Source organism: Stratiformator vulcanicus (genome assembly GCF_007744515.1).
GTDB classification, from domain to species: Bacteria; Planctomycetota; Planctomycetia; order Planctomycetales; family Planctomycetaceae; genus Stratiformator; species Stratiformator vulcanicus.
In genome coordinates this window covers 772451-790009 of sequence record NZ_CP036268.1, presented here as the reverse complement: position 1 = coordinate 790009, position 17559 = coordinate 772451, and the positions used below count along the sequence as shown (strand labels likewise).

Here is a 17559-nt window from a genome sequence, read left to right as displayed (position 1 = left end):
GATTAAGTTCGCTGCCCTCTCCCGGCAATCCGCGTGAATCAGTAAAGTTGCGTTAACCGTTCGGCATTCCCCAAAGCTGCTTCGTTAGAGTCAGGTCGTTGGCAACTCGGTTGAACGCCGGACAGACTTCGAAATCTCCTTCGCTCTCTCGGATACGTTCGGTTGCCTGCATCGGCTGCCGCGTTGATGCACGTGGTGCACGCGGGGCTGCCTGCCGTCGATCCTCACGACGTTCCGGAAATTATCGAAGAAAAATCAGTTTCATGTTCGTCGCCAATCCCATTGGCGATAGGCTGGCTGTCTCACCGTGCTGTAGACGTTTCGAATTTGCAGCAGTCGGGCCACAGTTCCAGGTTTTCGAAGGAATTGAGATGACGGGTTTGATGTTTGGCAAGACCACTACTCGGCTGATCGGATTCGCGATTCTCTTCGCTGTCTTCACCTCCGGCTCAATCGCCGCGGCTCAGAACGCGACATTAGTTTTCGTCAACAATACCTCCGTTGCCGTGAAAGGGTTCTGGCTCGACGGTCAGAACAATGCACAAGAGTACTTTACGGTCGAGCCAAAAACCCAAGTCGAGCAACCGACTTTTACGGGACACACCTGGATCATCCGGGATAATGCCGGCAATGAATTGCAGCGGGTCACGGCGCGCGGCGGAAGACAACTCATCAATGTCGTCGTTCGCCGACCGAAGGCAGATCCGCAACAGAACAACCCGCCGAAAGGTAACGGCAGCCAGCAAGGCGGCGGTGGTCAACAAGATGCTAACGCTCAAGGTCGAAAATCGATTCCGGGCGGCTCGCGGGCGACACTGCAGATCACCAACAATTCCAAGCAGGCCGTCAACGTATTCTGGATCGACTTTGAAGGGAACGAAAAGCCGTACGGTCGCCTGCAACCGGGTGAATCGCGGCGACAGATCACCGGTCTTAAGAACGTCTGGGTCATTAAGGATGCAGGCTCGGGGCAGGAACTAACCGCCGTAAACGTCGTCCAACAGTCCCAAACATTGCAGCTACCGATTAATGGACGCGGAACACCCGGCGGCGGGCAAGGTAATAGTGGAGGAAGTCAGGGCGGGGGAAATCAGGGAAATCCGAGCGGTAACAATATCGGCGGCAACAATGTCGGCGGCAACAACGGCGAGCAGGCCCAAGGACCGACATACTGGCTCGGGATTCCCGCACGCGAAGGCGGTCGCACCAATCGACTGGTAACCCAGTTTAAGACGCGAGTTCCGGACGATGTCGTTCAAAAACTCATCTTAAACCAAACAAACGCCGCGCCCGGCTTCGCAACCTTTCAGCAGGACGCCGGTGGCCAAAAGCGAACATTCTATAAACACAACATCGGCTGGAACGACGATACCATTGGCCGCGGAACCTTAACCTTCGTCTCTGGTCAGGGCATGGGACAGACTTGGGTCAATGTTAAGACTAATGGTGCCTATCAAGCCTTCGCCAAACAATTGACCAGTATCCGGAAAGACTTCACGCCCGGCTCCGGTTGGTACACGGCTGAAACGCTCGTCGTTCGAGTCGACGGCACCAATCCGCCGAATTTCTCACTAAGAATCGGCGACGAGCAGACGACAAATAACTCGGGCACCAGTGGAACGACCGGGAACACGGGAACGACCGGAACCACCGGCTCAGGCGGCGGCGGTCCCGCCCAACCAGCGGGCCCCGGGCCTGTGGACGTCGCGTCCAGTAGCCCTATCCCAAACCTGATCGGCGTCGCCAATTCCGACGGCTCGATCGATGTCGTCTGGCAACGCAGCGACGGGAGGACCTTATATTCGACCTACTCCGGACAGAATTTTCAAAATGCGACGCACACCCCGCTGAACGGGCTGCTCTCGCTCTTAGGCGGCTTCACGAAAGACTCTGCCGGTAACGGCTACGTGTTAAGCGCCCGACGTGAGCATTCAAAAGCAGGTGCCGGAGCGCAGCCGAGATTAAGACGCCGCGGAGTTCTTCAAATTCATAAAATCCCTGCGGGCCAACGCAGCATTCAACTTCTCGCCGACCTCAATGCGCCATCACAGGCTGGCACAAAGCAAGGAACGTTCTATACGAAGTGGGGCATCTTTAATCCGATCCTCCACAGCGGAAATGTTTCGACCAATGCCCAACTGCTGCAAGGCGGAGGCGTGCTGGCCGCATCGTTTATTCATAACATTCCCAGCCCCAACATCGGCGGCGATGGACTCCTCCACAACACAGGCTGCCTGCTCGCCGTCGATACGAACGGTAACGCGGTCTACACCAACGGCGCCGAGAACCACGCGATGGAAACTCGGCTGTTCTACGACGGATCTCGCTTCTTGCGTGCACAGGTCGGCGATCAAGGCATCCTGGTCTCCGAGTTAGAACAGCAGAACGGCAAGTGGGTCTGGAGTGACGACAAAATGGGCGCCGGAGCCGCTCGCGAGGGCCTCAAACACCTCTACCGTCTCGGCAATTTCGCAAGCATGAATTCCGGGCCGGCCTTGCTTTATACTTACGTCGAAAACGGTTGGGCGTTCGGGCCTCAAGAGCGAGAGTGGGAAGCCGATGCCAACGGAGCGGCGCTCTATCTGATGACACTCCCGCAGGACATCAGTGCTCTACCCGCATTTAATTGGCGTGATCGCTCGACGGGGCCCGGCATCAGTCAGCGACAACTCGCCTCACCGCCGACCGGAAGTAACTTCGTGCGCCCGCGATTAATTGACCTCAAGAACGGGCGGCTCGTCGTTCTGTATGAGCAGTGGAGAGGCGGCTGGAACGCGGCTTATCAAAAGACGTTTGGAATGATCATCGACAAGAGCGGGAATCGGATCGCCGGGCCGAAAGAACTCAGCGGCATCCGCACGCAGCGAGGAAACGTCGGCCTCCACTTGGCCAACCGCAGCCGCGCCGGTTTCCTCGCCGGAGACAAATCCGGCGGGGCAATCAAGCTTCACACCATCGACGGCAACCTCAACACACAGACGTTTTCACTTCGGGGAAACTGAAAATCGGGGCTTCGGCCGAAGCGTCGTTTAACAATACCAACGACCTCTTGAAGGCAGACAGCCCGCGGATTAACAAGCCGCACTTCCTGTGAATTGCGGATCGAATACGGTGTGAAGCCGGAATATGCACTCGCAATGTATCCCCGCGCGCGATCCGCGGCTCACAGGAGCCTCGGCTTGTAAATCGCGGCCTCAATCAGCGGCGGGGAGCCAGACTCTGAACTTCGTGCCCGTGCCTACTTCGCTTTCGCATTGATCGTGCCGCCGTGGGCGGCGACGATGCCGGGGCCGTTGTCAATCACGAACAGTTCGTGGCCCTCTATCCCGAATCGGGTAATCAATTCGAGCGACTGGCCCTCGGGCATTGGCTGCGTGGCATTCAACGCCAGGTTGGGCAGCATCTGCTGCATGAGAGTCACGTCGACCTCGACCCGCGGTAGCGATTGGTCGAGGTGGGCCCGCAGTTTAACGTCAGCCCGATTTGCTTGACGCGATAATGTCGCGTAACGACTACGGCCAACGAATGAAGGTCAGCGCGAAGACCGTCTATCGGCACTTCCCCGGCGGCGGTTAGGGCGAAAAGCTTGAAGCCACGGGCATCAGCGATCGTCATCGCAAACGCGGCAGCGCTGGAAAAGACGACAGTCCCTCGTCAATGTGTATTTTAAATGGGTTCGGCACGAGCCGAACTCAAATTCGCTTTGGTCTCTACTATTTAAGTAAAGGTGGCACGCTGATGAACAAGTCGAAGATCTGCTTGCTGATGCTGTTTTCGGTCTTCGCTTCGATGGCATCCGCCGGTGAGCGTGATCAGACAGAGTCGTTCGAGATTCCCGCTCATGTGTTGAAGGACAAGATCCGGGGCGGGCTGCTCGGACAGTTGCTCGGGAATCTGAACGGCCTCCCGCACGAGATGAAATACGTCGATGAGCCGGGAAGTGTCGAAGGCTACACGCCGTCGCTGCCGGAAGGAGCCCGCACCGATGACGACACCGACTTCGAATGGGTCTACATCGTCGCCATGCAAGATGAAGGGAAGATATTCCTTCCTCACGAACGCATCACGGAACTGTGGACGGCCCGGATCAATCGCGCGATTTGGTGCTCGAACCTCTATGCCCGTCGCCTGATGGACCTCGGCATCGACCCGCCGATGACCGGATCGATCGTGCTGAACCCGTGGGCCGACTTCAACATCTCCGGTCAGTTTTTATGCGAGACGTTCGCCCTGACTGCTCCCGGAATGCCGCAGACGGCTTCGAAGATCGGCCTGCATTACACCCGCGTGGCGATCGACGATGAGCCGGCTCAAACGACGCAGCTGTTCTGCACGATGATCGCCCTCGCGTTCGTCGTCGACGATCTCGAAGTCCTCCTCGATCGCGGCGTCGAAGCGATCGATCCGAAGAGCCTCCAGCGAGAGATCATTGCGGATGTCCGAGGCTGGCATCAGCAATACCCGGACGACTGGCGTCAGACGCGTCGGCTCTTAAAAGAAAAATACACGCAAGCCGATGGCGGGATGCGCGACCGCAACGGTTACGAGCTGACCACCGGATCGACCGTCGCGGCGCTTCTCTACGGTGAGGGTGATCTCCCGAAGACGCTCGAGATCGCCTTCAACTTCGGCTGGGACTGCGATAACTCGGCCGCGACGGCCGGTGCGATCGTCGGCGTCATGAAGGGGTACCGCAGCTTTCTCGCCCAGGAATGGCAGATCGTCGACCGCTACCGCAACACCACCCGCGAAGGCATGCCCAACGACGAGACGATCACGAGCTTTGCCGACCGGCTCGTCGAGCTCGCCGAACGTATCGTGCTCGACGCCGGCGGAGAACGTCGCTGGGAACAGGGAAGCGTCGAATATCAAATCAAAGCCGAGTCACCGGCGAACATTCGCGCGCTCGAAAGTCCCAAGGGGCGGACCGCTCAACTCGCCAAAGAACTCGGCGACGAGGTCAGGACCGGCATTTTGAATCCCAAGTCGGATCGAGAGCGTGCCCGCGCGGCGTATCTCGCGATCTGTCTGAAGACCGCACCGACGTTCGCCGCGGAACACCCGGAACAGTGGGCGGCCGCCGTGGCGGCGCTCAACGAGTTCCAACCCCTCGTCCAATACCTATTCAGCGACCGACCTTTGACACCGATGCACCACGACCTGAAACGGCGAGCGACCGCCGCCGGGCTTGTGGTCAAGAAACAGTGACACAGGATTTCTCCTTCGAACCACAGCGAAGAGCAATCATAGGACAGGCTCACTGAGAAGCCGTCCGGCTTTTTGAAGACGACCGCGGTGACGAGGCTCTGATTTGTTTCGAGGTCGGCAGCGGGAGAGTATTCAGCCCGCTTGTCCCGTAGAATTCCATATCTCGTGGTAAACCTCTCTAATTGCCATTCGCAGGGCAGGGGAACTTGGATGGTGAATAGATACGCAAGGCCCGAACACCTTCAATACCGCCGGTCAGAATCAGCGTGTGTTTTTCGTCGGTCAGTAATTGAGCGACGGTCACGGCACGTTCGACTCCCTTCTTGGCTTTAGGTGGCGTCACATCGTTCGTCGCCTGTTTCATCACAGTCCAATTGAGTTCAAACTCGCTGGGCAATTCCTTGAGTCGACGCAGGTCGGTAATTGCGAATTTAATCTCCCAGTCGTCAGGTTCGATCACAACCCGGCCGGAGTTCGACACGAATCGTTGATCGGTGCGGCCGCTGCCGTCTGCCCCCGTTTTGGAGCCCCTCACTTCGAACAGATAAAGCTTTGGGTCGGCTTGATCCTGCGTGGCGGTCAGCGTCCATGATTCGTCGATTAAGGGCTGCTCGAAGCCGACCTTAAGCACGGCCGGCCATGGTCCGGGCGGGATCGGCGTGCCCCGCCATTTCACGCGATTTCGCCCGTGATATCTCATTGCCGGGATATCGAGCGGCTGGGCTCCATCGATTTGAGCGGCACAGGCCTGAGTCGCATCCTTCGAGAAAATCACGTCAATACGGTTTCCGTCAAATTGATATTGAAGCGCCCCGTCATCTGTTCGCATATCTTCGGTAACGGGGATCGTTGTGACATAGCCGCAATTCATCGGGTCAATTTTGACGTCTTCCCGCTTCACGAGGTAGGCTTTGATTAATTCCGTCATCAAGTAGGTGCCGTGCTCGTTGGGGTGGACATGATCGGCCACCATAACGCCCGGCTCCAAATTGTGTTCCCTTAAATAGTCTTTCCACAGGTCGCGTCTTGCGTCGAACGCACACCCATATTTGCGAGCCACTTCAGGCAGGAAACGGTAATTGCGGAACGCACTGATCTGCTGACTTCGATCCTTAACCTTCGCCGGGTCGGATTCGTCGATCACTTTCTGGTTACGTCTGAGGTGGTCGGCTTGAATGATCACCTCCGCGGTCGTCCGTTCGCGCAAGTTGCGAATCATTGTCTCATAGTCTTTGTCGTTGCCGAGATCATGAAAGATCACCAGGTCGGGATAGACGGGGTACATGTCGAACTCCGACGTCTTGCTCAGCAGATGGGAGGCAAAGCCCGAGAGCGGTTTGCGGACGTAGATCAGGTTCGCGTCAGGATAGGTTTCCCGCAGATGTTCTTCTAAATAAATGCCCCACTTGCCCGCGGTGATCGATTGCCCGTAGAGCAAAATAGTGACCGTGTTTTTCTGCTCCGGCGTGCTGGTGGCCAACAACGTCATCGTGCGTTGGATGTCTTTCCCCATTCGGCTCGCGTCGCCGCGATTGGTCGGCTCCGGGAATTCAGACTCCTCGGCTCGCAAAAGGCCAAGCGGGAGCAGCGCTAACAGCGCGAACGTGAAGAAAGTTCTCATAACGGAATCCGTTGTGTGGTACGGCGAATGAACGGGTACCTGAAGTCTAATCAGGCGGGCGGGGGTTCGCACGTGAGGACAGTTGATTGTCGGGTGACATGCCCACCCGGCGCCCCTTTAAAGATAGTTGCTCGGCGTTTGACCCGCGGTTATTAGGGACCTCGACTTGTGAGGGAAGGCAATAAAAATCACCGCTTCCTGAGAAGCTGTGATTGAGCGTGGGGGAAGCCTGTTGGATTATCAAACTTTGAACGCTCGCTCGATCCGCGGTTCACAGGAACCTCGGCTACTTCGGGATGAGTGCCGGGGTGCGTGTCGCCCCCTCATCTGGGGGTTCGTGAGCTTCTTACACCACTTTGCGTCCCGAAAGGGATTTGACTTTCTGTTGGACGCGATGCAACGACCGAGCTGCGGCTATGCTACGCGGGCGACATGCCCTCGGTGCCAGCGATTGGCATGCGCTGTGAGTTCGCATGAAAGGGTGAATTGGTCGGCGAGCCTGAGATTGTCTCAGTTTTGGTGACGGGAGTTTGGAGGCCGCCTTAAATTGCTTGGAGAAGATATTGTGCGAATAACGAGTGGCTCGCTTGCTGTGAGGGCGAAGCGCCCCCGGTATACGCGATCTCGCTTGATTCAACCCGCGCCATACAGTTCACTCATTGGCCCATTCTCACTATTCCATTCACGGAGCCGATCATGCGTCTCTGGTCCACGCTGCCCTTCTTGTTGTTGCCTGCGCTCGCGATCCATGCAGCGGAACTCGACCGCACGGTTCTGCCGATCCCGGAACCGAAGCCGCCCACTTACACGGAACTCGACGCCCGCAAGGTCGAGAAGCCGCCGCGATTCGAAGTCACCGCCCCCGATGGGGCGCCGAACGTCGTGATCGTGCTGATCGATGATATCGGGTTCGGCGGGCCGAGCACCTTCGGCGGGCCGATCGCGACGCCGACGCTCGATCGGCTCGCCGGCAGTGGATTGGTTTATAACAACTTCCACACGACGGCGTTGTGCTCGCCCACGCGGATGGCGCTGAAGACAGGGCGGAATCACCACACCTGCAACACCGGCTCCATCATGGAGACCGCGACCGCCTTCCCCGGCAACACGGGGCAACTGCCCAACAGCGTGGCCCCGCTGGCCGAGATGCTGCGGCTCAACGGTTACAGCACCGCGGCCTTCGGCAAGTGGCACGAAACCGCGGCGTGGGAGACGAGCGTCTCCGGCCCCTTCGACCGCTGGCCGACCCAACAGGGGTTCGACAAATTCTACGGCTTCATCGGCGGCGAAACCGACCAGTGGTACCCGTTAATCTACGACGGTGTCACCCGCGTTACGCCGCCCGAGATGGAGGAGTATCACTTCACCGTCGACATGACGAACCAGGCCATCGGTTGGGTTAAGGCGCAACAGTCGATGACGCCCGATAAACCCTTCTTCGTTTATTATGCGACCGGTGCCGTGCACGCGCCACACCACGTGCCGAAGCGCTGGGCCGATAAATATCAAGGAAAGTTCGACCAAGGCTGGGACTCCGTGCGCGAGGCGTCGATCAAGCGACAAATCGCGATGGGTCTGGTGCCGGAAGGAACGGAACTTGGGCCGAAGCCGGAAGACATTGAAGACTGGGACGCGCTGGACGCCGACCGTCAGAAACTTTTCGCCCGCCAGGCCGAGGTCTTCGCCGGTTTCCTCGAACAGACCGATCACGAGATCGGCCGCTTCGTGAGTGCGATTGAAGAGATCGAAGAGCTCGACAACACGCTCTTTATTTATATCGCCGGCGACAACGGAACGAGCGCTGAGGGCGGCTTCGTCGGCATGTACAACGAAATGACCTACTTCAATAATGTCACGGAAAAGGTGGAAGACCTGCTGCCCCTGATGGACAAGTGGGGCGGGCCTGAGACCTTCCCGCACATGGCCGCCGGCTGGGCCGTGGCGTTCGATTCGCCCTTCTCCTGGACCAAGCAAGTCGCCTCCGACTTCGGCGGCACACGGAACGGCACCGTCATCCATTGGCCGAAGGGCATTAAATCTCAGGGCGAGATCCGGTCGCAGTTCACCCACGTGATTGACGTCGCCCCGACGGTTCTCGAAGCGGCCGGACTCCCCGAACCGAAGAGCGTCAACGGCACGCCGCAGACGCCGATCGAGGGCACGAGCATGGTCTACACCTTCGAAGACGCGGACGCCCCCGAGCGGCACACGACGCAGTACTTTGAAATCTTCGGCAACCGCGCGATCTACCACGAAGGCTGGCTCGCACGCACGCTGCACCGCGCCCCGTGGGAAACGACAAAGATGCGTCCGCTGGAGGACGACGTGTGGGATCTGTACAACACGCGCGAAGACTTTAATCTCACGAACAACCTCGCGGCGGCCGAGCCTGAGAAATTGAAGGCGATGCGGGACCTCTTTATGAAAGAGGCGGAGAGGTATCACGTCCTGCCGATCGATGACCGCGTGATCGCCCGCGTCAACCCGGCGCTCGCGGGGCGGCCCGACATCCTGGGGGATCGTAAGTCGCTGACGCTCTATGACGGCATGAACGGGATGCTGGAAAACACCTTCATCAACGTGAAGAACCAATCGGTCCGCATCACGGCGAAGGTCACGATCCCGGAAGGGGGTGCCGACGGTGTGATTTTAACCCAAGGCGGCCGGTTCGGCGGCTGGTGCCTTTACATGAAGGATGGCAAGCCGGTTTACACCTATAACTTCCTCGGCCTGTCGCGGGACACCGTCGCGGCCAAGGAACCGGTTCCGGCCGGGGACGCCACAATCGTCGTTGATTTCGAATACGAGGGATCAGAAGGCGAACTCGGCAAGGGAGGCACGGCGACTTTGACCGTCAATGGTAAAGAAGCCGCGAAAGGGAAGATCGAGAAGACGCAGCCTCTGATGTTCTCCGCCGATGAAACCGCTGATATCGGCCTCGATAATCAAACCCCGGTCGCCTCAGACATCGGCATCGGTCGCGACGAGACCCGATTCACGGGGACGATCGAGAAGGTGTTGGTGGAGCTGCTCGATTAGTCAGGTGCCAGGTTCGGTGGCTACCCACCCTAAGGTCAGCGGCCGGTGGCGGGTGGCTGATGTGCAAGAAGCAATCGGACAACCAGATGCGAGGGCGAGCCGCACCCGGCGGTCGGCGAGGGCGACCCGGCTAAATCTAGACGGGCCCGGGTTCGAATTCGGTCAACAACGACGTACCTCTTATTTCAAACAGGCTACAGGAGAAACCATCATGAGAATTAACTGGTTTACATCATTTATCACAGTGGCATTCGTCGCTCTGCTGGCGGAGGCCGGTTGGGCTCAAGATGCCGTCGCTTACCAGGATGGCATCCCCACCGAGATCACGACGCCGGATCGCGTTCAATCAAAGCTTGGAAACCTGGATTTCAAAGACGGATATCCCTCCAAGGAAACGGCTGAGAAGTTGCGTGAGGAACTCGATTACCTTCACGGTGTCGAGGCATTCACGAATTCGATTCAGGGTGTTTCGGTATACGCACTGAGGCAGGGGCTTGGAGACGTCGGAATCAAGGACGGAGAATTCTTTTACACATCGAAGCTGCTGGATTCGAATTCACTGCTGCTGACAGCCAATGCAGACACGGTCTATTTTTGGGGCAATCTCGATCTTAGCTCTGGCCCACTCGTCGTCGAAACGCCACCGATGGTTCTGGGCATTTTTGATGACTTCTGGTTCAGGTGGGTCGGAGATTTCGGCCTCGCCGGTCCGGACAAGGGTAAGGGAGGAACGTTTCTGCTCGTCGGTCCTGGCTACGATGGTCCGCTTCCTGAAGGTGGCTACTTTGTTCGAAAGTCGCGTACAAACCATGTCACGATGTTGTTTCGCGCGTTTCTCGAGGACAATGACCCAGCTCCTTCAATCGCCCGGACCAAAGAAACGTTGAAGATATATCCGTATCAAGCGGGAGGCTTTGGCAACAGCGTGGGTAGCTATTTGTCCGGCGATGCTCCGCTGAATAAAACAATGCCGGAGCGGACCACTCCGCGTTTCGTCGAAGGATCAGGTCTTGTCGTCAATACCGTCGCGCCCAACGACTTCGGTCACTTTGAAATGCTAAACGAATTGGTGCAGATGGAGCCTGCTGAAGCTCTGGATCCGGAACTTGCTGGTCAGTTTGCGGCGATCGGTATCGTCAAGGGGAAGAAATTCGCCCCCGATGCTCGAATGCGGAAGATATTGGAGAAGGCGGTCGTGGTAGGTAATGCTGCGTCCCGCACGATCGGTATGGGAGCTCATCCCACAGATCGTTGGCGTTTCTACGACGATTCTTCGGCATGGTGGAACATGTTGTTCGAGGGCGGCTACCAGTTTCTCAACCCACCACCAGAGATTCTAGCAGATGGTGGCGTGAAGCAGTCTCCCAATCAAGGTGCACGCCGACTCCATTCGCGTACAGGGTTCTTTTACACGGCAACCGGGATTACTCCTGCCATGTGCATGTACTTGACCAACGTTGGGTCGCAGTACTTGTTCGCCAACATCGATTCGAAGGGTGTCCCATTCGATGGTGCGAAGACCTACAAGGTCGATCTTCCTAAAGACATCCCAGCGGCGCGTTTTTGGTCTTTCACCGTGTATGACAATCAGTCCCGATCGATGCTGCAGACGCCGCAAAAATACCCTCGGGCCGGCAGTCAGAGTTATCCGAGTCCAGCCGCGAAGTTGAACGCGGACGGTTCGACAACGATTTACTTCGCACCCGAACAGCCTGACGGAGTCGACCGAGGCAACTGGATTCAGACAGATCCAGGCAAGGGGTGGTTTGTCATCCTCCGACTCTACAGCCCACTCGAGTCTTTTTTCGACAAGACTTGGCGTCCTGGCGAGATTGAGCCGGTCGAGTAGGGCCCGTGCCGCAACATCAACGAAACTGAATCCCCAATTCAAACTCACACAACGCGGGTGGCCCGGACGTTACTACGTCCGGGCGGCGGAGCCGCAAGAGGTTCAGCGGGGAGTTTCAACGGCGAAACTGATCACCGAGCGAGGTCTGCGACGACCGTTACTGTATTACCAGCCGGCGTCGCCTTTAGTAACACTGCCCTGAGACCTCTTGTCGCTTTGCGACCCGGAGGTGTGACCTCCGGGCCATCCGCGACATTTTGATGACCTTTGAATAAAGAGCGCTCCCTGGCGGTCGCGGCTAAACGGGGCGGGTGAAATCGCTCGTCTTTAATACACCCCAACCGTTGTTGTTTTCGCGAAGACGTGGAACGGCGGGTGGCTGGGGACAGGCGCTTTCGCCTGCCCCCAGTTGAGTGCGTTTGAAGATAACCCCTCCAGCAAGGCCGCGTTTCCCCGCGCTCGCCGAGGGCGGCTCTGCGAGACCGTCCCCGGCCACCCCCCGGCTACGACCGCAACATCACTGAGCCGAAGACGTTGTTGAAGATGGTCGACTATATCCACGCCAACCCGCTTCGTCGTGGGTTGGTGGAACGGCCGAATGATTGGAAGGGGTCGAGTGCGGCGGAGTTAATCGACGAGCGACCCGGACCGCTCCGAGTCGACCGAGTGCCGCCGGACTGGCTCAATCAACGCGGGGGCGCGTGGCTGATGTGCAAGAAGCAATCGAGCATCCAGATGCGAGGGCAAGCCGCCCCCGGCATCCGCGGGGGTAATTAATTTGGCCGTTCAAGGAAAGGCCGGAGCCGGGGGTTTGGTGACGGAGCAGTTCGATGGCGGCGGTGGGTGGCTGGGGACAGGCGCTTTTGACTGCCCCCAGTCGCGCGTGTCTGGCGGGTAGTCCGGAGGTAGTAACCTTGGGCCACTCGTTTGCCCCGAAGTGTGGAGGTCGGGTCGTTCCACTCACCTTCGCCCGTGAGACTCGATCGCGCGATTCGGGTTCGCCCCCTGCAATTTACATCCACCACTTGCCGCCATCGGCTGTTATCATGTCGTCTCGCTGAGAGTCTGCCGAGTCGAAGTCATTCATCCACCTCAGGTGCAATGTCATGAAGTCGCTATTCGTGCTCTTTCTGGTGGCGATTCCGAGCCAGGGATTCGGTCAGGGTATTCTACCGTTTCCTCCCACTCCGTCGGGCTCTCGGGCCGGTGTCACCATTGAAAGTTCGGACTATCAAGAGCGCGTCGAACCGAAGCGATTGCCCGCCGACGCGCCGAATATCCTGATCGTATTGATCGATGATGTCGGGAACGGACTGCCGAGCGCCTACGGTGGTGAGGTGCATACGCCGACACTCGACCGGATCGCCGGAATGGGTATTTCTTACAACCGGTTCCATACCACGGCGATGTGTTCACCGACGCGTGCCGCGTTGCTGACGGGGCGGAATCACACTCGCGTGGGCAACGGGCAGATTGCCGCGATTGCGAATGATTTCGACGGATTTAGTGGTGTCATCCCGAAGTCCTCCGCCACGATCGCTGAGGTTCTGAAGGCTTACGGCTACAACACCGCTGCGTTTGGCAAGTGGCACAACACGCCGGAAGACCAGATCACTTCGAAAGGGCCCTTCGACTATTGGCCTACCGGATACGGTTTCGAATACTTTTACGGATTCCTTGCGGGTGAAGCGTCTCAGTACGAGCCGACAATGGTTCGCAACACGACCTACGTCGACCACCCGCATACATCCGGCGGCAACGACGACTACCATCTTTCCGAAGACATCGCGGATGATGCGATTCACTGGTTGCGTGAGCAACGCGCCTACGCGCCCGACAAGCCGTGGTTTGTCTATTGGGCGCCCGGGGCGTCGCACGGCCCACACCAGGTCCCCAAGGAATGGGCGGATCGGTATCAGGGCAAGTTCGATGACGGCTGGGACCAATATCGTGAGCGCGTCTTTAATAACCAGAAGAAAATCGGTTGGGTGCCAGCCGATTGCGAGCTGACTCCCCGTCCGGAAAGCATGGCCTCATGGGAATCAATTCCCGAGGAGGAGAAGCCCTTCCAGCGTCGCCTGATGGAGGTGTTTGCCGGCTTTACCGAACACGCGGATGCTCAGGTTGGCCGGATCATCGACGAAATCGAAGCGCAGGATGATCTTAAAAATACGATTGTGCTCTATATCTGGGGAGACAACGGATCATCCTCCGAGGGTCTTAACGGCACCATCAGTGAGCAACTCGCGCAGAATGGAATCCCGACGAAAATCTCCGAGCATCTTACGGCGCTGGAGGAACTTGGCGGGCTCGATGCCCTCGGGTCGGCCAAGACGGACAACATGTATCACGCCGGGTGGGCCTGGGCGGGCAGCACGCCCTATCAGGGCACCAAATTACAAGGCGCTTATTTCGGGGGGACGCGGAATCCCATGGCCGTATCTTGGCCAAAAGGCATTCGACCCGACACGAAGCCTCGATCGCAATTCCATCACGTGATTGACGTGGTCCCGACGATCTATGAACTCCTCGAGATCACTCCGCCCAAGGTCGTGAATGGTTTTGAGCAAGACGAATTTGATGGCGTCAGTATGCGTTACACATTCGACGATCCGTCGGCGGAAGGACAGAGAAAGACCCAGTTTTTTGACATCATGGCCAGCCGGGGCATCTACCACGATGGCTGGTTCGCCTCCGCGCGTGGCCCGCGCGAACCGTGGGTCGGTGGCATTCCACCGGGCATTCGTGAGTGGTCGCCTCTCACCGAGAAGTGGCAGCTTTACCACATTGACAAAGACTGGTCGCAAGCCAACGACGTGGCCGGCGAGCACCCCGAGAAACTCGAAGAATTAAAGGCACTGTTCTTAACCGAGTCAGCCAAAAATAAGAACCTGCCGATCGGCGGCGGATTGTGGTCGACGGTGCTCTATCATCCCGAAGACGCGCCCGCATCACCCTACACGAAATGGACCTTCGACCATCCGATCACCAACATGCCCGAGTCGACGGCTCCGAAACTCGGCAAGGTCAGCAGTCTCGTGTCGATGGATGTCGACGTCCCCAAAGATGCCAACGGCGTGTTGTATGCTCTCGCGGGTTTTTCCGGCGGTCTCGTCTGCTACGTACGCGACAACCAATTGCGTTACGAGTTCAATTTGTTCACCGTGCGACGGACAAAGATTAAAGCGAACAAACGGCTGACGCCGGGCAAGCATAAAATTGAGGTCGAATCCGAGTTGGTCGACAAGATCGGCGGGCCGATTAATGTAACGCTTCGTGTTGATGGCAAAGAGGTAGGATCGGGACGAGTTCCCAACGGCATGACATTGCATTTCACCAGCAATGCGACATTTGACATCGGAACTGATCGCGATTCGCCGGTCTCGCTCGACTATTATGACGAGGCGCCGTACTCATTTAATGGAAAGATCGGCCGGACACACATTCGCTATACTAAGAAATCGAAGTAGGAGTGAGTATGAGTCGCATCTCGATTCGCTGGGTGATCGTCCTCTCCATTGTTACTGCGACGGATTTGTGGGCCGAGGACGACGGCAGTGTGCTGCCCTTTCCTCCATCGCGGATGGAAAGTGTCGTTAAGCCACGGCTGCAAGACTCCACGATGAAGTGGCCCGAGCAACCGCAACGACTTCCGCAGAACGCCCCGAATATTTTAATCGTCCTGCTCGATGACGTCGGTTTCGGTGTCTCCGAAGTGTTTGGCGGCGAGGTCGAAACTCCGGCTTTCAAGAAGCTGGCGTCCGAAGGAATCCGCTATAATTGCTTCCATACCACGGCGATTTGCTCGCCGACCCGGGCGTCGCTGCTGACCGGGCGGAATCATACGCGAGTCGGTTCGGGAACGATTGCCGAACGCGCGATTGCCTTTGACGGGTTCACCGGAGTCATACCGAGGACCGCCGCTACCGTCGCGGACGTGTTGCAGAATTACGGCTATCGAACCGCGGCCTTCGGCAAATGGCATAATACGCCCGCAACGGAAACAACTTCGATCGGCCCGTTTGATCGCTGGCCGACCGGTTATGGGTTTGACCACTTTTGGGGTTTTATTGCGGGCGAGACTTCGCAGTGGGAACCTCGGCTGACTCACAACACCTTGCACATCGAACCGCCCGAACAGGACGGCTACCACTTGACCGAGGGGATGGTCGACCAAGCGTTGTTATGGATGGACAACCATCAGGCGTTTTCACCTGACAAACCTTTCTTCATGTACTGGGCACCCGGCGCCGCGCACGGTCCTCACCATGTCGCCGCCAAGTGGGCTGACAAGTACAAGGGTAAGTTCGATGACGGGTGGGACGCGTACCGAAAACGGGTCTTCAAACGACAGGTCGAAATGGGCATCGTCCCGCCCGAAACGAAGTTGACCCGGCGCGATCAATCCATGCAGGGCTGGGATGACATTACGGAAAAGCAACGTCCGTTTCAGCAAAGACTGATGGAAGTCTTCGCCGGTTTCGTGGAACACACCGATGCTCAAGTGCTCAAATTAGTCGAAGGTCTTGAGGAGCGGGGTCTCCGCGAAAATACCATCGTGATGTACATCTGGGGTGACAATGGCTCCAGCAGCGAAGGAGTACAAGGGACAATCAGTGAATTGCTCGCTCAAAATCAGTTGGACGCACCCTACGAACAGCAGATTGCGGCGTTAAACGAGTTGGGTGGTCTAGAGGTTCTGGGCTCGCCGGAAGTCGATAATATGTATCACGCCGGTTGGGCATGGGCGGGCGGCACTCCCTTTAAGGGAACCAAGCTGGTTGCCTCTTATTTCGGGGGAACTCGAAATCCGCTGGTGATTTCATGGCCAAAGAAAATTAAACCGAGCGCGCAAATCCGCTCGCAGTTTCATCACGTGGTCGACATTGCTCCCACGATCTACGACCTCCTCGAAATTACGCCGCCCAAAGTTGTCAATGGGCACGAACAGATTCCCCTGGACGGTGTGAGCATGGTTTACACCTTTGATCACGCTGAGGCGCCCACGGCCAAGAAAGAGCAGTTCTTCGATAATTACGCCAGTCGCGGCATCTATAAAAACGGCTGGATGGCCTGCACGATTGGACCAACGTTGCCCTGGGATCCGGCCAACAATCCACAGCGGATCAGGGAATGGGACTCGGCGAGCGATCGCTGGGAACTCTATGATTTACGAACTGATTTTTCACAAGCCAATGATGTGGCACAAGAGCACCCGGAAAAGCTCACCGCTCTAAAGAAGCGATTCCTCGAACTGGCCGAAGAAAATCAGGACCTCCCCATTGGAGCGGCACTGTGGACGCGATTGCATCCCGAAGATGTGATTGCCACGCCATACAAGGAGTGGACCTTCCATGGGAAAACTCGCCGGATGCCCGAGTTCACCGCACCGGGATTGGGCAAGAAGGATAACGTGTTGGAAATCGACTTAACGACACGAGAAAAATCCAAGGGTGTTCTATACGCCTTGGGCGGCGCATCAGCGGGGCTCACCTGCTATATGGACGACGGCTACCTTTGCTACGAATATAATTTGTTCATCGTCGAACGCTATACGGTGAAATCGAAGCAGCGGATACCGGCGGGTAAGCATCAAATCGTGGTCGATACGAAGGTGCCCCGTCCGGGCGGACCTGCGACGATTGTTTTAAAAGTCGATGGAGAAAAAGTAGCAACCTTGGTCACCAAGCGTTCCGCTCCCGTAGCATTTACCGCCAGCGAGACATTTGATGTCGGCGTCGACCTCGGCTCACCGGTTTCAACGAATTACACAAAACGCAAGCCCTTTGCTTTTGATGGGACCATCAAGCACATCAATGTGCGCCTGAATTAAGTATGATGA

General features: G+C 57.4%; 9 protein-coding genes. 7 read left to right on the top strand and 2 right to left on the bottom strand.

Going from position 1 to position 17559, the window contains the following annotated elements:
- Positions 1-263 precede the first annotated feature (263 nt).
- Positions 264-3002, top strand: coding sequence for a VHL beta domain-containing protein (locus Pan189_RS02865; protein WP_145362459.1), 2739 nt, complete (start codon positions 264-266; stop codon positions 3000-3002).
- A 236-nt stretch (positions 3003-3238) separates the two neighbouring features.
- Here Pan189_RS02865 and Pan189_RS02860 read toward each other — a convergent pair whose 3' ends face one another.
- Positions 3239-3412, bottom strand: coding sequence for an ATP-binding protein (locus Pan189_RS02860; protein ID WP_145362458.1), 174 nt, complete (start codon positions 3410-3412; stop codon positions 3239-3241).
- Positions 3413-3738: 326 nt separating this feature from the next.
- On the opposite strand from Pan189_RS02860, the gene Pan189_RS02855 reads away from it, so the two are divergent.
- The gene (locus tag Pan189_RS02855) at positions 3739-5208 is read left to right on the top strand and encodes an ADP-ribosylglycohydrolase family protein (protein WP_310821000.1); all 1470 of its coding nucleotides are present in this window, start codon (positions 3739-3741) and stop codon (positions 5206-5208) included.
- A gap of 178 nt (positions 5209-5386) precedes the next feature.
- On the opposite strand, the gene Pan189_RS02850 is transcribed toward Pan189_RS02855, so the two are convergent.
- The gene (locus Pan189_RS02850) at positions 5387-6829 is read right to left on the bottom strand and encodes an SGNH/GDSL hydrolase family protein (RefSeq protein WP_145362456.1); all 1443 of its coding nucleotides are present in this window, start codon (positions 6827-6829) and stop codon (positions 5387-5389) included.
- A 696-nt stretch (positions 6830-7525) separates the two neighbouring features.
- Here Pan189_RS02850 and Pan189_RS02845 point away from each other — a divergent pair.
- From Pan189_RS02845 to Pan189_RS02825, 5 genes are all read left to right on the top strand, one after another.
- The gene (locus Pan189_RS02845; RefSeq protein WP_145362455.1) at positions 7526-9868 is read left to right on the top strand and encodes an arylsulfatase; all 2343 of its coding nucleotides are present in this window, start codon (positions 7526-7528) and stop codon (positions 9866-9868) included.
- A 4-nt stretch (positions 9869-9872) separates the two neighbouring features.
- On the top strand, positions 9873-11717 hold the full coding sequence (locus Pan189_RS02840) for a DUF1254 domain-containing protein (protein ID WP_310820999.1): 1845 nt from the start codon (positions 9873-9875) through the stop codon (positions 11715-11717).
- Between the two features lie 543 nt (positions 11718-12260).
- Entirely contained in the window at positions 12261-12494 is a 234-nt protein-coding gene (locus Pan189_RS02835; protein WP_145362453.1) for a hypothetical protein, read from the top strand.
- Between the two features lie 329 nt (positions 12495-12823).
- Positions 12824-15187 (top strand): arylsulfatase, encoded by a 2364-nt coding sequence (locus tag Pan189_RS02830; protein ID WP_145362452.1) that lies wholly within the window; start codon positions 12824-12826, stop codon positions 15185-15187.
- 113 nt (positions 15188-15300) lie between these two features.
- The gene (locus tag Pan189_RS02825) at positions 15301-17550 is read left to right on the top strand and encodes an arylsulfatase (protein ID WP_375154900.1); all 2250 of its coding nucleotides are present in this window, start codon (positions 15301-15303) and stop codon (positions 17548-17550) included.
- Positions 17551-17559 lie beyond the last annotated feature (9 nt).